The organism is Brachybacterium halotolerans (assembly GCF_016623465.1).
GTDB classification, from domain to species: domain Bacteria; phylum Actinomycetota; class Actinomycetes; order Actinomycetales; family Dermabacteraceae; genus Brachybacterium; species Brachybacterium halotolerans.
This window is the reverse complement of the sequence record NZ_JAEDAJ010000005.1, coordinates 198527-214274: the sequence shown is the minus strand read 5'-3', so window position 1 is coordinate 214274 and position 15748 is coordinate 198527. Positions and strand designations below refer to the sequence as shown.

Genomic DNA, 15748 nt, shown 5'->3' with positions numbered 1-15748 from the left:
CAAACGACCCACACCCGAAGGCGCAGCCGGAGCGGGCGAAGAATCCGCGACGTCAGACGAATCCGATTCGCAATCGCCACGTCCGGGCGCGAGGGAATCATCGCCATCACCGAACGCATCACCATTCGCGAGCACGATTCCCCTCCCCTCCACCGGGCCTGACGTTCTATACCCCCAAGAATACCCGACGAAACGGACACCACAAGAGGCCGAAGAGAATCTGTGGACAACTTTATCCGTTCCTCCACAACCCCCGCTTACCCACAAACACATCCACCACAAAACACACTCACCCACACCCCGACCCCCGAATGTCCCACCCCCATGCCAGGGCCTCCCGGGGCCCTCGCCTCTCCAACTGTTCGCCATGCCACGCGCCCGTTCCGCGGGCTGCCGCACCATCCGACCCCTTCGACCACTCCCCCGACGCACGATGACGGCCGGTCCCCCATCCGGGGAACCGGCCGTCGTCCATTGCGTCCGGCGCGACGCGGGCACCCTCCGGCACCGCGCCTTCCGGCACCGTGCCTCGGGGCGCCTTCCGGCGCCGCGCCACCGGGCGCCGCAACACCGGGCGCCCCGCCCGCGCCTACCGCGCGAGGCGCTGCTTCTTCGAGGTGATCTCCCCTGTGTCGAAGCCGGCGAGGTGCAGACCGCCGTGGAAGCGGGCGTGCTCGATCTTCAGGCAGCGGTCCATGACCACGTCGAGCCCTGCCTGCTCGGCGATCGCGGCGGTCTCCTCGTTCCAGGAGCCCAGCTGCAGCCAGAGGGTCTTCGCGCCCACCTCGACGGCCTCCCGGGCCACGTCGGGGAGGTCGTCGTGGCGGCGGAACACGTCGACCACGTCGGGCACCACGGGGAGGTCCGCGAGCGAGGCGTAGGCCGGCTGCCCGAGGATCTCCGTCGCACGGGGGTTCACGAAATACACGTCGTACGGCGAGCTCGAGAGGAGGTAGGTCGCCACGAAGTAGCTGGCCCGGGAGGGATTCGTCGAGGCGCCGACGATCGCGACGGACCGTGTGCGCCGCAGGATCCCGAGTCGCTGCGGGGCCGAGGGTCCGACCCAGGTCCGTCCCGCCTGCTGCTCCGCGCCGTCCTTCGTCGTCCCGCTCGTCGTCGTCCCGCTCGTCGTCGTCCCGGTCTTCTCCGCGCTCATCGCTCCACCCCCGTCGCCGTCGTGATGGCCTGGTCGAGGTCCCAGAGGATGTCCTCGGGGTCCTCGAGCCCGACCGAGATCCGGATCAGGTCCGGTGCCACGCCTCCCGCGAGCAGCTGCTCGGGGCTGAGCTGCTGGTGGGTGGTCGAGGCCGGGTGGATCACGAGCGTGCGGGCGTCGCCGATGTTCGCGAGGTGCGAGGCGAGCTGCAGGTTCCCGATCACCGCCTCGCCGGTGGCGCGGGCCCCGGCGGCGCGCTCCTCGTCGCTCGCGAAGTCGCCCGTCGGCCTCACGCCGAAGGCGAAGACCGAGCCGGGGCCGAGCGGCAGGTACTTCTCCGCGCGCTCGTGGTGCGGGTGATCCGGGAGCCCCGCCCAGGTCACGTACGCCACGCGCGGGTCCTGGTCCAGCCAGGTCGCGACCGCACGGGCGTTCGCGAGGTGGGCGTCGATGCGTTGCGGGAGCGTCTCGACGCCCTGGAGCAACTGGAAGGCGGACTGCGCGCTGAGCGAGGGGCCGATGTCGCGCAGCTGCTCGGAGCGCAACTTGGTGAGGAATCCGTACTCGCCGAAGTTGCCCCACCAGCTGAGCCCGCCGTAGCTCGCGACGGGCTCGGTCATCGCGGGGAACTTGCCGTTGCCCCAGTCGAAGCGGCCGGACTCGACGACCACGCCGCCCAGCGTCGTGCCGTGGCCGCCCAGGAACTTCGTGGCGGAGTGGATGACGATGTCGGCGCCGTGCTCGAGAGGCCGCACGAGGTACGGGGTCGCGAGCGTCGCGTCGACCACGAGCGGGACGTCCGCGGCGTGGGCGACCTCGGCGAGGGCCTCGAGGTCGGCGATCTGCCCGGACGGGTTGCCGATGATCTCGACGTACACGGCCCTGGTCTCCGGCCGGATCGCCGCCGCGTATTCCGCGGCGTCGGAGGAGGCGACGAACGTGGTCTCCACGCCGAAGCGGCGCAGGGTGACGTCGAGCTGGGTGACGGTGCCGCCGTAGAGCTGGGCGGAGGCGACGATGTGGTCGCCCGCGCCGGCGAGCGCCGCGAAGGTGATGAACTCGGCGCTCATCCCGGACGCGGTGGCGACCGCGCCGATGCCGCCCTCGAGCGAGGCGACGCGCTCCTCGAAGGCCGCGACCGTGGGGTTGCCGATGCGGGAGTAGATGTTGCCGTACTTCTGCAGGGCGAAGAGGGTCGCGGCGTCGGTCGCGTCGTCGAAGACGAACGAGGTGCTCTGGTAGATCGGGACCGCGCGGGCGCCGTGCACGGCGTCCGGCGTGCCGCCGGCGTGCAGGGCGCGGGTGCGGAACCCGAAGGTGCGCTCGTCGCTCACGCGGCCTGCTCCTCATCCGTCGAGGGGGCCGACGGGGCCGACGGGAGGGTCGCGTCGGCCGCGGCGGTGGCGGCCTCGGCGCTCACGCCGGGGACGTCGGGGATCTGCGAGGCGTCGAGCTCGGTGCCGTGCTTGCGGGCGAGGTCCTTCTCGAGCTCGCGGACGATCGGCATCACGTCGCGGCCGAAGGCGGCGACCTCCTCGGTGAAGTGGAGGTAGCAGGTCAGCAGCAGGTTCACCCCGATCTCCTTGTACGCGACGATGCGCTCGGCGATCTCCTCGGGGGTGCCGATGAGGCGGGTCTTGAAGCCGTCGTTGTACTGCACGAGGTCCTCGAAGGAGGAGTCGGCCCACATGCCCTTGCCGTCGGCCGTGGACTGCCCGGCCTCCTTGACGGACTGGGCGAAGCCCTCGACGGCCGGGCGGTGGGCCTTGGCGACGATCTCGCGGAGGGTCTCCTCGGCCTCCTTCCGGGAGTCGCGCGCGATCACGAAGCCGTTGAGGCCGAAGCGGGGGCTGCGGCCCACCTCGGCCGCGGAGGCCAGCACGCCCTCGACGTTGCCCTGGTAGCCCTCGAGATCGCGGCCATTGGAGAAGTACCAGTCAGCGACGCGGCCGGCGGCCTTCTGCGCGGCCGTCGAGTTGCCGCCGAAGAAGATCTCGGGGTGGGGGCGGCCGGGCACGTCGACGGGCTTCGGGGAGAGCGTGAAGTCGTCGATCGAGTAGTACTTCCCGTCCTGCGAGTAGCCTTCCTCGGTGAGGAGGCCGCGCAGGGCGCTGATGAACTCCTCGGTGCGCACGTAGCGCTCGTCGTGGTCGAGCCAGGGCAGGCCGAAGCCGGTGAACTCGTCCTTCAGCCAGCCGGAGACGATGTTGACGGCGGCGCGGCCGCCCGAGAGGTGGTCGGCGGTGATGAGCCACTTGGCGAGCACGCCCGGGTGCCACATGCCCGGGTGGAAGGCGGCGATGACGCGCAGGCGCTCGGTCGCGCCGAGCAGGGCGAGGCTGAAGGCGGAGGCCTCGTGCTGCTGCGCGGCGCCGTAGCTCGCGGCGTAGCGGGTCTGGGCGAGGGCGTACTCGAAGCCCGAGTCCTCGGCGGTCTTCGCGAGGGCGGAGTTGTAGGGCAGCTGCCAGTCGGTGCGCTGCTCGATCGTGGAGACGACGAGGCCGCCGGAGACGTTGGGCACCCAGTAGGCGAACTTCAGCGGCGTCTCGAAGCTGGACGCGGGGACGGTCGTGGTCATGGTGACCTCCTGTGGTGATCGGTGCGGGCGGTCGGTTCGGATGGTCAGGTCGGCTCGGACGGCCCGGGTCAGCCTGCCAGGAGCGGGTGATCCGCGGGCAGGCCTTCCAGGGTGCGGCCGACGGCGTCGACCGCATCGGGGTTCTGGAGCGAGGTGACGTCGCCCAGGGGCGCCGCCGTGCGGCCCGCTCGACGGTCCCGCTCGGCGTGCACGAGGTCCGCGAGCAGGCGGCGCATGATCTTGCCGGAGCGGGTCTTGGGCAGGTCGGCGACCTCGAGCACGTGGCGCGGCTTGGCGATGGGGCCGATCTCGCGGGCGGCGAGCGCGCGCAGCCGGGCGGCGTCGATCCCGTCGGGCGTCGCCCCGTCGGAACCGGCCCCGTCGGCCGTCGCCCCGCCCTCGCTCGCCGTCACGAAGGCGGCGACGGCCTGGCCGGTGACGGGGTCGGCGACGCCCGCGACTCCGGCCTCGGCGACGGCGGGGTCGGCGACCAGCGCGGACTCGATCTCGATCGTGGAGAGGCGGTGCCCGGAGACGTTGACGACGTCGTCGAGCCGGCCCAGCACCCACAGGCAGCCGTCGGCGTCGATGCTCGCGCTGTCCCCGGCGAGGTAGAAGCCGCCGTGCTCGCCGCGGCCCGCGTGGGCGCGCCAGTAGGAGTCGCGGTAGCGCTCGGGGTCGCCCCAGACCGTGCGGGCCATGCCGGGCCAGGGCCGACGGACGACGAGCGCGCCGGCGCGGCCGGGCTCGACCTCTTCGCCCGCCTCGTCGACGACGGCGACGTCGATGCCGGGCAGGGCGCGGGTCGCCGATCCGGGCTTCAGAGTGGTCGCGCCGGGCAGCGGGGCGACCATGGCGGCTCCCGTCTCGGACTGCCACCAGGTGTCCACGATGGGCAGCTCGTCGCGGCCGAAGGTGCGGCGCAGCCACACCCAGGCCTCGGGGTTGATGGACTCCCCCACCGTGCCCAGCAGGCGCAGCGAGCTCAGGTCGTGACCGGCGGGCAGCTGCTCGCCGAACCAGGACATGAAGGTGCGGATGAGGGTCGGGGCCGTGTAGTAGACGGTGACGCCGTAGCGCTCGATGATCTCGAGGTGGCGCTCGCGGTGCGGGGTGTCCGGGGTGCCCTCGTAGATGACCTGGGTGAGGCCGTTGGCGAGCGGACCGTAGATCTCGTAGGTGTGGGCCGTGACCCAGGCGAGGTCCGCGGTGCACCAGTGGACGTCGTCCTCCTTGGCGTCGAAGTGCGCCCAGTGGGCCCATGCGGCGTGGGCGAGGTAGCCGCCGCCGGTGTGGACGAGGCCCTTGGGCTTCCCCGTCGTGCCGGACGTGTAGATGATGAACAGCGGGTGCTCGGCGTCGAAGGCGCGGGGCTCGTGGACGGGGCTCGCGGGGTCCACGATCTCGTCCCACCAGTGGTCGCGGCCGCTGGTCCAGGCGATCTCCTGGCCGGTGCGGCGCACCACGAGCACGTGCTCGAGATCGGGGAGGTCGGCGGCGGCCTCGTCGGCCGCGGACTTGACCTCGACGGCCTTCCCGCGACGGAACTGGCCGTCGGAGGTGACCAGCAGCTTCGCACCGGTGTCCTGGAGGCGGAAGCGCACGGCCTCGGCGCTGAAGCCTCCGAAGACCAGGGAGTGCACGGCGCCGATGCGGGCGCAGGCGAGGGTGACGACGACGGTCTCGAGGATCACGGGAAGGTAGACGACGACGCGGTCGCCGGGGCCGACGCCGAGTGACTCGAGGGCGTTGGCGGCGCGGGAGACGCGCTCCTGGAGGTCCGCGTAGGTGACGGCGAGGCGGTCGCCGCGCTCGCCCTCGACGTGCAGGGCGACCTTCTCGCCGCGTCCGGCGCGCACGTGGCGGTCCACGCAGTTCTCGGCGACGTTGAGGGTGCCGCCCTCGAACCAGCGGGCGGAGGGCACGCTGAGCTCGCCGGGCGTGGGATCGGGCGTCGGGGGCGCCCAGTCGAGCGCGGTGTGCCAGGGGGTGCGCCACTCGAGGCGGCGCGCGGCCTCCTCCCAGAAGCCGACGGGGTCGGCGGCGGCGCGCGCGTACTCCTCGGGGCCGACGTTCGCCCGGGCCGCGAAGGCGGCGGGCGGGGGGAAGCTGCGGTTCTCGACCAGTCGGGCCTCGGGCCCGGTCGGGGCGGTCGTGGTCGGGGCGGTCGTCATGCCCACCTCCTCAGGAGCTTCTTCTCGACGAGGCCGAGCAGGGCGTTGGTGGCGGTGCCCAGCAGGGCGAGCAGCACGATGGTCAGCAGGATCCGGTCCACGCGGCCGTTCTGCTGGGAGTCGTTCAGCAGGAAGCCCAGCCCCATCGAGGAGGCGATGAGCTCGGCGGCGACGAGGAACAGCCAGGACTGCGCGAGGGCGAGGCGGAGGCCGGAGATCACGGCGGGCACGGCGGCGGGCAGCTGCACGGTGCGCAACAGGGAGAGGCCGCGCAGCCCGAAGGCGCGCCCCGCCTCCACGAGCTGCGGGTCCGTGTGCCGCAGCGCGGAGGAGACCGTGGTGAGGACCGGGAAGAAGGCGCCGATGGCGATCAGCGTGATCTTCGAGGTCTCGCCGATCTGCATCCAGAGGATGAGCAGCGGCACCCAGGCGAGCGAGGGCACGGCGCGCAGGGCCGCGAGGAGCGGGCCCAGCAGAGCGTCGGCCGTGCGGCTGAGGCCCACGAGGGAGGCGACGGCGAGCCCCGCGACGGAGCCGATCGCGAAGCCGATGAGGACGCGCTGCACCGAGATCGCGACGTGCAGCCAGAGCTCGCCGGCGGCCTGCAGCTCCCCTGCGGCGCGCAGCACGGCGAGGGGCCCGGGCAGGCGGTAGGCGGGCACGAGGCCGGTCGCGGTGACGACCTCCCAGACGATGAGGATCAGCAGCGGGACCAGGGCGCCGAGGGCGAGGCGGCGCGGCCACCCGCCGCGGCGGGGCCCCGCGGTGCTCTCGACGTGCGAGATGCCGAGCTCGCTGACGGCGGTCGCGCTGCTCACTTGCTCGTGGCCTTGGTCGCGAAGGCGTCGTGGACGATGCTCGTCAGCGCCTTCGTCACGGCGTCCTCCCCGCCCTGGACGTCGCCGGACGCGCCGAGCACGGGGGCGATCTTCTCGAGGACGGAGGTCTGGTCCTTGCCGGGCACACCGCTGACGTCGAGGTTCGAGCGCTCGGTGATCACGGTGCGCGCGATCTTCTCGTCGATGCCGGCGACCTCGGCCAGCAGCTTCGCGGTGCCCTCGAGGTTCTCGAGCGCCCAGCTGCGGGCCTTCTCGTAGGCGTCGACGACCGCCTGGGCGACGTCGGCGTGGTTCTCGATGAAGTCCTCGGTGGCGTTGAGGAACCCAAAGGTGTTGAAGTCGACGTTGCGGTAGAAGAGGACGTCGCCGCTCTCGGCCTCGGCGGCGGCCATGATCGGGTCGAGCCCGGACCAGGCGTCCACGGAGCCGCCGTCGAGGGCGGAGCGGCCGTCGGCGTGCTGGAGGGCCTGGATCTCGACGTCCTTGACCGTGAGGCCCGCGGTGTCGAGAGCCTGGACGAGGAAGAAGTAGGGGTCGGTGCCCTTGGTGGCGGCGACCGACCGTCCCGCAAGGTCCGCGGGGTCCTTCAGGTCGGTGCCCTTCGGGCCGACGAGGGCCGACCACTCGGGCTGGGAATAGATGTCGATGACCTTGATGGGCGAGCCGTTCGCGCGGGCGAGCAGCGCGGCGGAGCCGGCCGTCGAGGCGACGTGGGCGGACCCCGAGCGCAGGAACTCGTTGGCCTTGTTGGAGCCGGCCGACTGCACCCAGGTGACCTTCACGCCGTCGCCGAGGGCGTCCTCGAGGATGCCCTGGTCCTTGATGACGAGACTGAGGGGGTTGTAGGTCGCGAAGTCGATGGTGAGCTCGGAGAGCGACCAGTCGCCCGAGCCGCCCCCTCCCGCGCTGTCCTTCCGGGCGTTCTCCCCCGCCACGCAGCCGGCGAGGGCGAGCGGGGCGGCGGCGCCGAGCGCGAGGGCGCCGCGGCGGCTGAGGGTGCGTGCGGTGCGGGTCATGCGTGGTCCTCGGAGGTCGTGGGGCGGGTGGTCGTGCCGTGGACGGGCGTGCCGTGGTGGCTGGGGACGCCGAGCCCGTCGAGCAGCTCGCTGCGCAGAGCGGCGAGGGCGGCGTCGGCGCGGTCGCGCGGGCGCGGGCTGGGCACATCGATCACGCGGGCGATCGAGCCCTCCTCGGGCGCGGCGCGGCGCAGGGTGCGCAGCTGGACGACGCGGTCGGCGAGGAACAGCGCCTCCTCGACGTCGTGGGTGACGACGAGGACGGTGGTGGGCTCGGCGGCGTGGATCTCGAGCAGGAGGTCCTGCATGCGCAGCCGCGTGAGGGCGTCGAGCGCCCCGAAGGGCTCGTCGAGCAGGAGCACCTCGGGCCCGCGGGCGAGGGCCCGGGCGAGGGAGGCGCGCTGGGCCATGCCCCCGGAGACCTCGCGCGGGCGCTGGTCCGCGGCGTGCTCGAGACCGACGAGCTGCAGCAGGTGGCGCACGCGCTCGCGCCCCTCGGCGCGGGCGGTGCCGCGCGGGAGGCCCAGGGCGACGTTCGCCTCGAGGGTGCGCCAGGGCAGCAGGCGCGGCTCCTGGAAGGCGACGGCCGTGGACTCGTCGACGCCGCGGATCACGCTCCCGCCCAGGCGGATCCCGCCGGCGCTCGGCGCATCCAGGCCCGCGACCAGGCGCAGCAGGGTCGACTTCCCGCAGCCGGAGGGGCCGATGACGGCGAGGATCTCCCCGGCGCGGACCTCGAGGTCGAGGGCGCGCAGGACCTCGGCGGGGCCGAAGGCGCGGCCGACGCCCGCCAGGCGCAGCGCGCCCCGCTCGGCGATCGGGTCCGCGTCCGTCGGGCTCCCGCCGCGTGGGCTCGCGGCGCGGCGCGCACGGGCGTCGGCGGACACAGTGGTGGTCATGCCCGGCATCATGGGCATCCGCGACCTGCGCATGCCACCTCGATGTCATAAGCGGACACATTCGGGGCCCCTGCGATGCCTTCCGGCGGATCCCCCGCATCCGTGCAGGCGGCTCCCGGCGATGTGGCGCAGACCCCGCGAGAGCGTCAATGCGCGTCACCTCCCGGTCACCTCCGCCCGGGCGCGCGTCAAAGTCCCGTCAACCCTCGTCGGTGGCTCGTCCAAACGCCTTCAGATCGCCCTCGGCCCGTTCCTACGGTGGTGGCACATCGCAGGCAGCGATCGGAGCCCCCGCTCCCGGTCCTCCTCGTACGACCCCCGCACAGCATCACGATCCTCGCACCCGAGGTCGGAAGGAACGCACCGAGACCATGGCACTGAAGAACACGCACCGCGCCGCCGGCCGCGCCGTCACCCCCCTGACCAGCACCAGCCGCGCCGCGCGCACCCTCGGCGGGGCCGCCCTGCTGGGCACCGTCCTGGCCGGCACCGCCTTCACCGGCGGCGCCGCCAACGCGAACGACCTGGACCTGGCCGGCAGCGACGAGGTCGGCACCACGAGCCAGTCGCAGGCCACCTCGAGCCAGTCCAGCGAGCTGCCGTCCTACGGCTCCTCCGCGGGCTCCACCTCGGTCCCGGCGAGCGCGAGCTCCAGCAGCGACGACGAGATCGTCAGCGCCGCCCGCTCCGCGCTCGGCACCCCGTACTCCTGGGGCGGCTCCTCGCTCAGCGGCATGGACTGCTCGGGCCTCGTGAACTACGCGTACAACAAGGCCGGCATCGACATCCCCCGCACGAGCGGCGAGATCGCCGCCCAGGGGAAGTCGATCTCGCAGTCGGAGGCCCAGCCCGGCGACATCGTCACCTACCCGGGCCACGTCGCGATCTACGCCGGCAACGGCCAGATCATCGACGCCTCCGGCTCCCAGCAGAAGGTCGTCGAGCGCGCGATCTGGGGCAACCCCACCGGGTTCGTCACCTTCCGCTGATCCCGCGCCCGTCGGCCCTCGGCCGACGGCGCCCGGTCACCGCTCGGCCCGGTCCCGCAGCTGCGGGGCCGGGCCGTTCGCATGCTCAGGGACGCGAGCCGTGCTCCGCGATCGCGAGCTCGTAGAGGCGCAGCAGGTCGTCCGAGGCGTTCTCCCAGGAGTGCTCCTCGGCCTCGGCGCGCGCGGCCCGTCGGATCGAGGTCGCCTGCTCCGGGTCGGCGAGGCGGTCGAGGGCGCGATCGAGGCTGGCCTCGTCCCCCGCGTCGAAGAGCAGCCCGTCGACGCCGTCGGTGACCTGCTCCATCGTCGGCCCCGAGCGGGCGGCGACCACGGGCAGACCCGAGGCCATGCCCTCGAGGATCACGAGGCCCAGGGTCTCGGTGACCGAGGGGAAGACGAAGGCATCTGCGCTCGCGAAGGCCGCGGCCAGGTCCTCCCCCTCGAGGAAGCCGGGGAACAGGGTGGAGGTGCCCGCGAAGATCTGCTCGAGCTCTCCGCGGAACGGTCCGTCGCCCACGATCGCGAGGGCCACGTCGTCCCGCCGGTCCATCATCGCCCGCAGGCGCTGGATCTCCTTCTCCGCGGCGAGGCGGCCGACGAACACCAGCAGCTTCTTCTCCGGGTGCCCGTCCGTGAGGCGCTCGCGCACCTCCTGCGAGGCGAAGCGGGGATGGAACTGCGCGGTGTCCACGCCGCGGCGCAGCACGTGGAGGTTCGCCAGGCCCTGCCCGGCGAGCTCGTCGCGCATGGTCTGCGAGGTCGCGATGTTGATGTCGGCGAGCGCGTGGTTGCGCCGGATCTGCCACCAGATCAGCGGCTTCGACCACTTCCAGGCCCTGTAGAGGTCCAGGTAGCGGGGGATGTGCGTGTGGTAGCTCGCGACCAGCGGGATCCGCTGGCGGTGGGCGGCGTAGGCGCCCGAGGAGGCCAGCAGCAGCGGCTGGGCCGCGTGGACGACGTTCGGGTGGAACCCGCGGATCACGCCGTCGACGGTGGGGTTGGGCAGGGTGAAGCGGCGGTGCTTGTAGAACGGCAGCGTCACCGGCCTCATGCCGACGACGCGGGCGCCGTGGTGCTCGGTCACCCCCAGGTCGGGGGCGATGACGAGCACCTCGTGGCCGAGGTCGACGAAGCGCTCGACGGCGTGGCGCAGCCGGGTCACCACGCCGTCGACCGAGGGCAGGAACGTCTCGGTGACGATCGCGATCCTCACGCCGTCGTGGTCACTTCCAGGTGACGGTGGGCAGGACCAGCTCGTCCTTCACCCGGTCGGTGTTCGCGCGGGCGACGGAGAGGATCTCGGCGAGGACCTCGTCGGTCAGCAGGTGGGGCTCCAGGCCCAGGGAGAGCAGGTTCGTGTTGACCGCGTTGTAGTAGTGGTCGTACTTCTCCACGCGCGGGTTCTCGAGGTGGTCGATGCCCACCTCGATGCTCTGCTCGCGGGCCACGCGCTGCACCTTCTCGGCGAGGTCCTGGACGCTGAAGGACTCGGTGAACTGGTTGAACACGCGGAACTCGCCGCGCTCGGCGGGGTTCTCGCACGCGATCTCGATGCAGCGCACGGTGTCGGCGATGTTGAGGTAGCCGCGGGTCTGCGAGCCGCCGCCGTAGACCGTGAGGTCGTGGCCGATCGCGGCCTGGATGAGGAACCGGTTCAGGGCCGTGCCGAACACCGCGTCGTAGTCGAAGCGGTTGGCCAGACGCGGGTCGAGGCGGGTCTCGTCGGTGTCGAGGCCGTAGACGACGCCCTGGTTGAGGTCGGTCGCGCGCACGCCCCAGATGCGGCAGGCGAACATGATGTTGTCGCTGTCGTGCACCTTGGTGAGGTGATAGAAGGAGCCCGGGGCCTTGGGGAACGGCAGGCGGTCCGTGCGGCCCTTGTGCTCGATCTCGATCCAGCCCTCCTCGATGTCGATGTTGGGCTGGCCGTACTCGCCCATGGTGCCGAGCTTGACGAGGTGGCAGTCGGGCGCGAGGTCCTTGATGGCCCACAGCACGTTGAGCGTGCCGGTGACGTTGTTGCGGTGGTTCTCGATCGCGTGCTCGCGGTCGATCATCGAGTAGGGCGCGCTGCGGTGCTCGGCGAAGTGCACGAACGCCTCGGGCTGCTTCTCGGTGATGACCCGGGTGACGTCGTCGTAGTCGGTGAGGTCCCCGATCACCACGTCGATGTCCTTCCCGGAGACCTCCTTCCAGGCGGCGACGCGCTCGGTGAGCGGGAGGATCGGCGTCATCGAGTTCGACCCCAGCTCGGTGTCGATCTCGCGGCGCACCAGGGAGTCCAGGATCGTGACCTCGTGGCCCTTCTGCGAGAGGTACAGGGCCGTGGGCCAGCCGCAGAATCCGTCTCCGCCGGCGACGACGATCTTCATGGCAGGGAACCTCCTGGTCAGGGTGTGTGCTCGACGTCTACCAGCGTATCGGTGTCATCCTGGGAGAGGGGCTCTTCCGGTGACGCGGGGGTGAACATGCCGCGTCCGGCGAGGCGTCCGGTGCGGCGCAGCCAGATCTCCAGCGGCACCGTCACCAGCGGCGGAATCGAGCAGGCCAGGGCCAGCAGGGCGGCCCACCACCTCCAGCGCAGCACCACCGCGGCGACGACGACCATCACCACGTAGGCGACGAACACGCCGCCGTGCAGCCGGCCGAAGAGCCAGACCCCTGCCTCGGTGCCCACGGGCCCGTACTTCAGGGCCATGCCCAGCAGCAGCCCCGCCCAGCTGACGGCCTCGGCGAACGCGACGATCGCGAAGATCCGGCCGACGGGCGCGACGGCGGGGCGCGCGGGCGCGGCGGGGCGGGCGGGCGCGGCGGGACCTGGGGTGCCGGTCATGCGCGGGCCACCCGGAGGGTGCGGATCTCGAAGGGGCGCAGGTCGAGGGGGATGCCCGCGCCGGGCTCGGGATCCTCGTCCGAGGAGTCGCGGACGAGCGGGGCGAGGTGCGCGGGGGCGTCGGCCCCGAAGGGCCGTTCGAGGAGGTCGACGGCGGTGACCTCCGCCCTCCTCGTCCCTGCTGCGCTCGACCCCGCTGTTCCGCCTGCTCCGGGGACATCGAGCACGAGAGCGGCCCGTGCCCGCTCGCCGAGGGATTCGTAGACGCGCAGCACGAGGTCGCCGGAGCGGTCCTCGGCGAGCTTCACGGTCTCGATGAGCACGCCGGGCGCGCCCTCGATGCGGGCGAGCGGCGCGGCGGCCCGGGCGACCGCCGCGGGGACCCAGCGCTCGGGGAGGTTCGCGCGGTAGCCCTCCGTGATCGCGTCGACCATGTCGGCGCCGGGGCGCAGGGCGAAGCGCAGGGAGTAGGCGCCGTGGTCGGCACCGGGATCGGGGAACTGCGGGGAGCGCACCAGGGTGGCCCGCACGGTCGTGGTGGTGCCGCCGTCGGCCTCGCGGACGGTGCGCAGCACGTCGTGCCCGTAGGTCGAGTCGTTGGCCAGCGCGACGCCGCGCGCGCCCTCGGCGACGTGCACGAAGCGGTGGGCGCAGGTCTCGAAGCGCGCGGAGTCCCACGAGGTGTTCACGGGGATCGGGCGGTCCACGTGCCCGAACTGTATCTCGCTGCTCATCACCGGGGCGCGCAGGTCCAGGCCGAAGCCGAGCTTGAGCGCCTTGCGGTGCTCGCGCCAGTCCAGGTCGATCGTGAGGTGCAGGGCGCGGTCGCCGGGGCGCAGCTCGAAGATCTTCACGATCTCGCTGCCCTCGCCGGTGACGCCTCCCGACGCGTCCTCGGGCGCGGTGGTCGTGTACCGGTAGGTGACGCGGGCACCCCCGGCGATCTCGTCGACCTCGACGGCCAGGGGCCGGTCGAGGTCCCGCACCACGTGCCGGTAGAAGGCGTCGATGTCCCAGGCGTCCCACGCATTGGGGGTGTCGCGGTGCAGCTGCAGGCGGGCGCCGGAGTCGCCCGGGGCGACGGCCTCGCGGCCGCTCGCGCTGTCGATGAGGGAGACGATCTCCCCACGCTCGTCGAGGATGGCCCGGACCAGGCCGTTGTCCAGGGCGATCCGCTCGCCGCGGCGCACGAGGGCCACGCCCTCGGTCTCCTGCACGGGGCGGCCCGCGGAGTAGGGCGCGATGCCGCGGCGGGAGGTGACGGGCGCCGTGTTCAGCAGGATCTCGTCCCCGGCGCGATCCTCGCCCGTCCCGCCGGCGCCGTCGGTGTCGGCGGTGCCGTCGGCGCCGATCGTCCCGTCGGTCCCGGCGAGCGCCGCGAGCGCATCGAGGGCCACCTGCTCGGCCCGCGCCTGGATCGAGGCGTGGTTGCGCTCGGCGTCGCGGTGCACCCAGGCGATCGCGGAGCCGGGCAGGATGTCATGGAACTGGAGCAGCAGGGCGTCGTGCCACATGCCCTCGAGCGCGTCGTGCGGATAGGGGGCTCCCGCGCGCACGGCGGCGAGGGTCGCGAGGTGCTCGGCCTGGTGCAGGGCCGCCTCGGTGCGCCGGTTGCCCTGCTTGGTGGCCAGCTGCGCGCTGTACGTCCCGCGATGCAGCTCGAGGTAGAGCTCCCCGACCCAGACGGGCGGGCTCGGGTAGCTCTCGCGGGCGCGGGAGAAGAACTCCTCGGGGCTCGCGAACTCGACCTTCGGGGAGCCCTCGAGGTCGGCCGCACGGCGCCCGGCCTCGATCATCTCCCGCGAGGGCCCGCCGCCCCCGTCGCCGAAGCCGAAGAGGTCGATCGCGACGTCGGAGCGGCCCTTCTCCTTGAAGTTGCGCTCGAGGAACGCGAGCTCGGAGGGCTCGAGGGTCCCGTTGTAGGTGTCGGCCGGGGGGAAGTGCGTGAAGACGCTCGTCCCGTCCAGGGCCTCCCACAGGAAGGTGTGGTGCGGGAAGGTGTTCGTCTGGTTCCAGGAGACCTTCTGGGTGAGGAAGTCCCGCTGCCCGGCGAGCGCGGCGATCTGCGGGAGCGCCGCCGAGTAGCCGAAGGAGTCGGGCAGCCAGGTCTGCGTGGTCTCGACGCCGAACTCCTCGAGGAAGAACCGCTTGCCGGCCACGAACTGCCGGGCCATCGCCTCGCTCCCGGGCATGTTGGTGTCGGACTCGACCCACATGCCGCCCACGGGCACGAAGCGGCCCTCGGCGACCTTCTCGCGGATCCGCTCGAACAGGCTCGGGTAGTGCTCCTTCATCCACAGGTACTGCTGGGCGGAGGAAACGGAGAAGGTGAAGTCCGGCTCGGCGTCCATGAGCGCGATCGCGTTGGAGAAGGTGCGGGCGCACTTGCGGATGGTCTCGCGCACGGGCCACAGCCAGGCCGAGTCGATGTGGGCGTGGCCGGTGGCCATCACGGTGAGCGCCGAGGAGTGCGCGGGCCGCTCGAGGGCGGGGCGCAGCGCCTCGCGCGCGGCGTCGGCCGTGCCCGGCAGGTCGTCGGGGTCGGCGGCGTCGAGCGTCGCTTCGAGGGCGCGCAGGATCTCGGCCCGACGGGGGCTGGTCTCCGGCAGCTCGTGCATGAGGCCGTCGAGCGCGCGCACGTCCTCGGCGAGCGCGCGGATGCGCCGGTCGCTGCGCTGCACGTGGAGGGCGCGGATCGTGTAGAGGTCGCGCTCGGGGAGGGTCGCGGGATCGCCGAGGTCGGTGGGCGCGAAGGTCCAGCCGCCCGCGACGTCGGGGTTCGCCGCGCACTCGAGGTAGTGGTCGAGGCGCTGGCCGGGCGCCAGGGTCATGAACGCGTTCAGCGGGTTGATGGCCTTGACGGGCTCGGCCTGCGGGGTGAAGACGAGCCCCTCGGACTGGAAGCCGGGGCCGCCGGTGAAGTCGAGGTCGACGACGAGCTCGCACACGTCCTCGGGCCGGTTCCACTCCCCGGGCACGGAGCCGGTGACGTGCAGCCAGAGGGTCGACCAGGCGCGCCCCCAGCTCTGGCCCACCTCGATCGGGACGTACTCGGGCAGCGCCGCGATCGCCTCGGCGGGAGGGACCGGCTCCCCCGGCAGCGCGTGGGCGCGGATGCTGACCGGCACCTGCTCGCGTCGGCCTCCGCCCTCGAGGTGGTCGCGGACGAAGCGGCGGATCCGCTCCTCGGTGAGGCGGGTGTCGTCGTGCATGTGCGAGGACTCCTTCACGGGGCGCGGACGTCGCGGCGGTCGGAGGGCGAGG

At 72.7% G+C, this 15748-nt stretch carries 12 protein-coding genes; 1 reads left to right on the top strand and 11 read right to left on the bottom strand.

The annotated features are described in order from the left end of the window. Positions 1–589: 589 nt before the first annotated feature. From I8D64_RS10885 to I8D64_RS10855, 7 genes are all read right to left on the bottom strand, one after another. Positions 590–1156, bottom strand: coding sequence for a CoA-binding protein (locus I8D64_RS10885; RefSeq protein ID WP_200502658.1), 567 nt, complete (start codon positions 1154–1156; stop codon positions 590–592). Further along, the gene (locus I8D64_RS10880; RefSeq protein WP_200502657.1) at positions 1153–2490 is read right to left on the bottom strand and encodes an aminotransferase class V-fold PLP-dependent enzyme; all 1338 of its coding nucleotides are present in this window, start codon (positions 2488–2490) and stop codon (positions 1153–1155) included. Before I8D64_RS10880 ends, I8D64_RS10885 begins: the two co-directional genes overlap by 4 nt. After that, the gene (sfnG, locus tag I8D64_RS10875; protein ID WP_200502656.1) at positions 2487–3734 is read right to left on the bottom strand and encodes a dimethylsulfone monooxygenase SfnG; all 1248 of its coding nucleotides are present in this window, start codon (positions 3732–3734) and stop codon (positions 2487–2489) included. The genes I8D64_RS10880 and sfnG overlap by 4 nt, the downstream gene beginning before the upstream one ends. A 68-nt stretch (positions 3735–3802) precedes the next feature. Next, a complete protein-coding gene (acs, locus tag I8D64_RS10870; RefSeq protein WP_200502655.1) occupies positions 3803–5908 on the bottom strand; it encodes an acetate--CoA ligase in 2106 nt (701 codons plus the stop codon). Beyond that, positions 5905–6726 (bottom strand): ABC transporter permease, encoded by an 822-nt coding sequence (locus I8D64_RS10865; RefSeq protein WP_200502653.1) that lies wholly within the window; start codon positions 6724–6726, stop codon positions 5905–5907. Before I8D64_RS10865 ends, acs begins: the two co-directional genes overlap by 4 nt. Continuing rightward, the gene (locus I8D64_RS10860) at positions 6723–7763 is read right to left on the bottom strand and encodes an aliphatic sulfonate ABC transporter substrate-binding protein (protein ID WP_200502651.1); all 1041 of its coding nucleotides are present in this window, start codon (positions 7761–7763) and stop codon (positions 6723–6725) included. The genes I8D64_RS10865 and I8D64_RS10860 overlap by 4 nt, the downstream gene beginning before the upstream one ends. Beyond that, positions 7760–8662 carry an ABC transporter ATP-binding protein gene (locus I8D64_RS10855; RefSeq protein WP_200502650.1) on the bottom strand — a complete coding sequence of 301 codons (903 nt, stop codon included), beginning with the start codon at positions 8660–8662 and terminating at the stop codon, positions 7760–7762. Before I8D64_RS10855 ends, I8D64_RS10860 begins: the two co-directional genes overlap by 4 nt. 371 nt (positions 8663–9033) lie before the next feature. On the opposite strand from I8D64_RS10855, the gene I8D64_RS10850 reads away from it, so the two are divergent. After that, positions 9034–9651, top strand: a complete 618-nt coding sequence (locus I8D64_RS10850) for a C40 family peptidase (RefSeq protein ID WP_200502649.1) — start codon at positions 9034–9036, stop codon at positions 9649–9651. Positions 9652–9736: 85 nt separating this feature from the next. On the opposite strand, the gene I8D64_RS10845 is transcribed toward I8D64_RS10850, so the two are convergent. Genes I8D64_RS10845 through I8D64_RS10830 form a run of 4 tightly spaced genes read right to left on the bottom strand, consistent with a single transcriptional unit; the run spans position 9737 to position 15696 of the window. Then, a complete protein-coding gene (locus tag I8D64_RS10845; RefSeq protein WP_200502648.1) occupies positions 9737–10864 on the bottom strand; it encodes a glycosyltransferase in 1128 nt (375 codons plus the stop codon). A gap of 10 nt (positions 10865–10874) precedes the next feature. Then, a complete protein-coding gene (locus I8D64_RS10840) occupies positions 10875–12023 on the bottom strand; it encodes an NAD-dependent epimerase/dehydratase family protein (protein ID WP_200502647.1) in 1149 nt (382 codons plus the stop codon). 17 nt (positions 12024–12040) lie between these two features. Continuing rightward, positions 12041–12484, bottom strand: coding sequence for a DUF3817 domain-containing protein (locus I8D64_RS10835; RefSeq protein WP_200502646.1), 444 nt, complete (start codon positions 12482–12484; stop codon positions 12041–12043). Next, entirely contained in the window at positions 12481–15696 is a 3216-nt protein-coding gene (locus I8D64_RS10830; protein ID WP_200502640.1) for an alpha-mannosidase, read from the bottom strand. Before I8D64_RS10830 ends, I8D64_RS10835 begins: the two co-directional genes overlap by 4 nt. Positions 15697–15748: the final 52 nt, after the last annotated feature.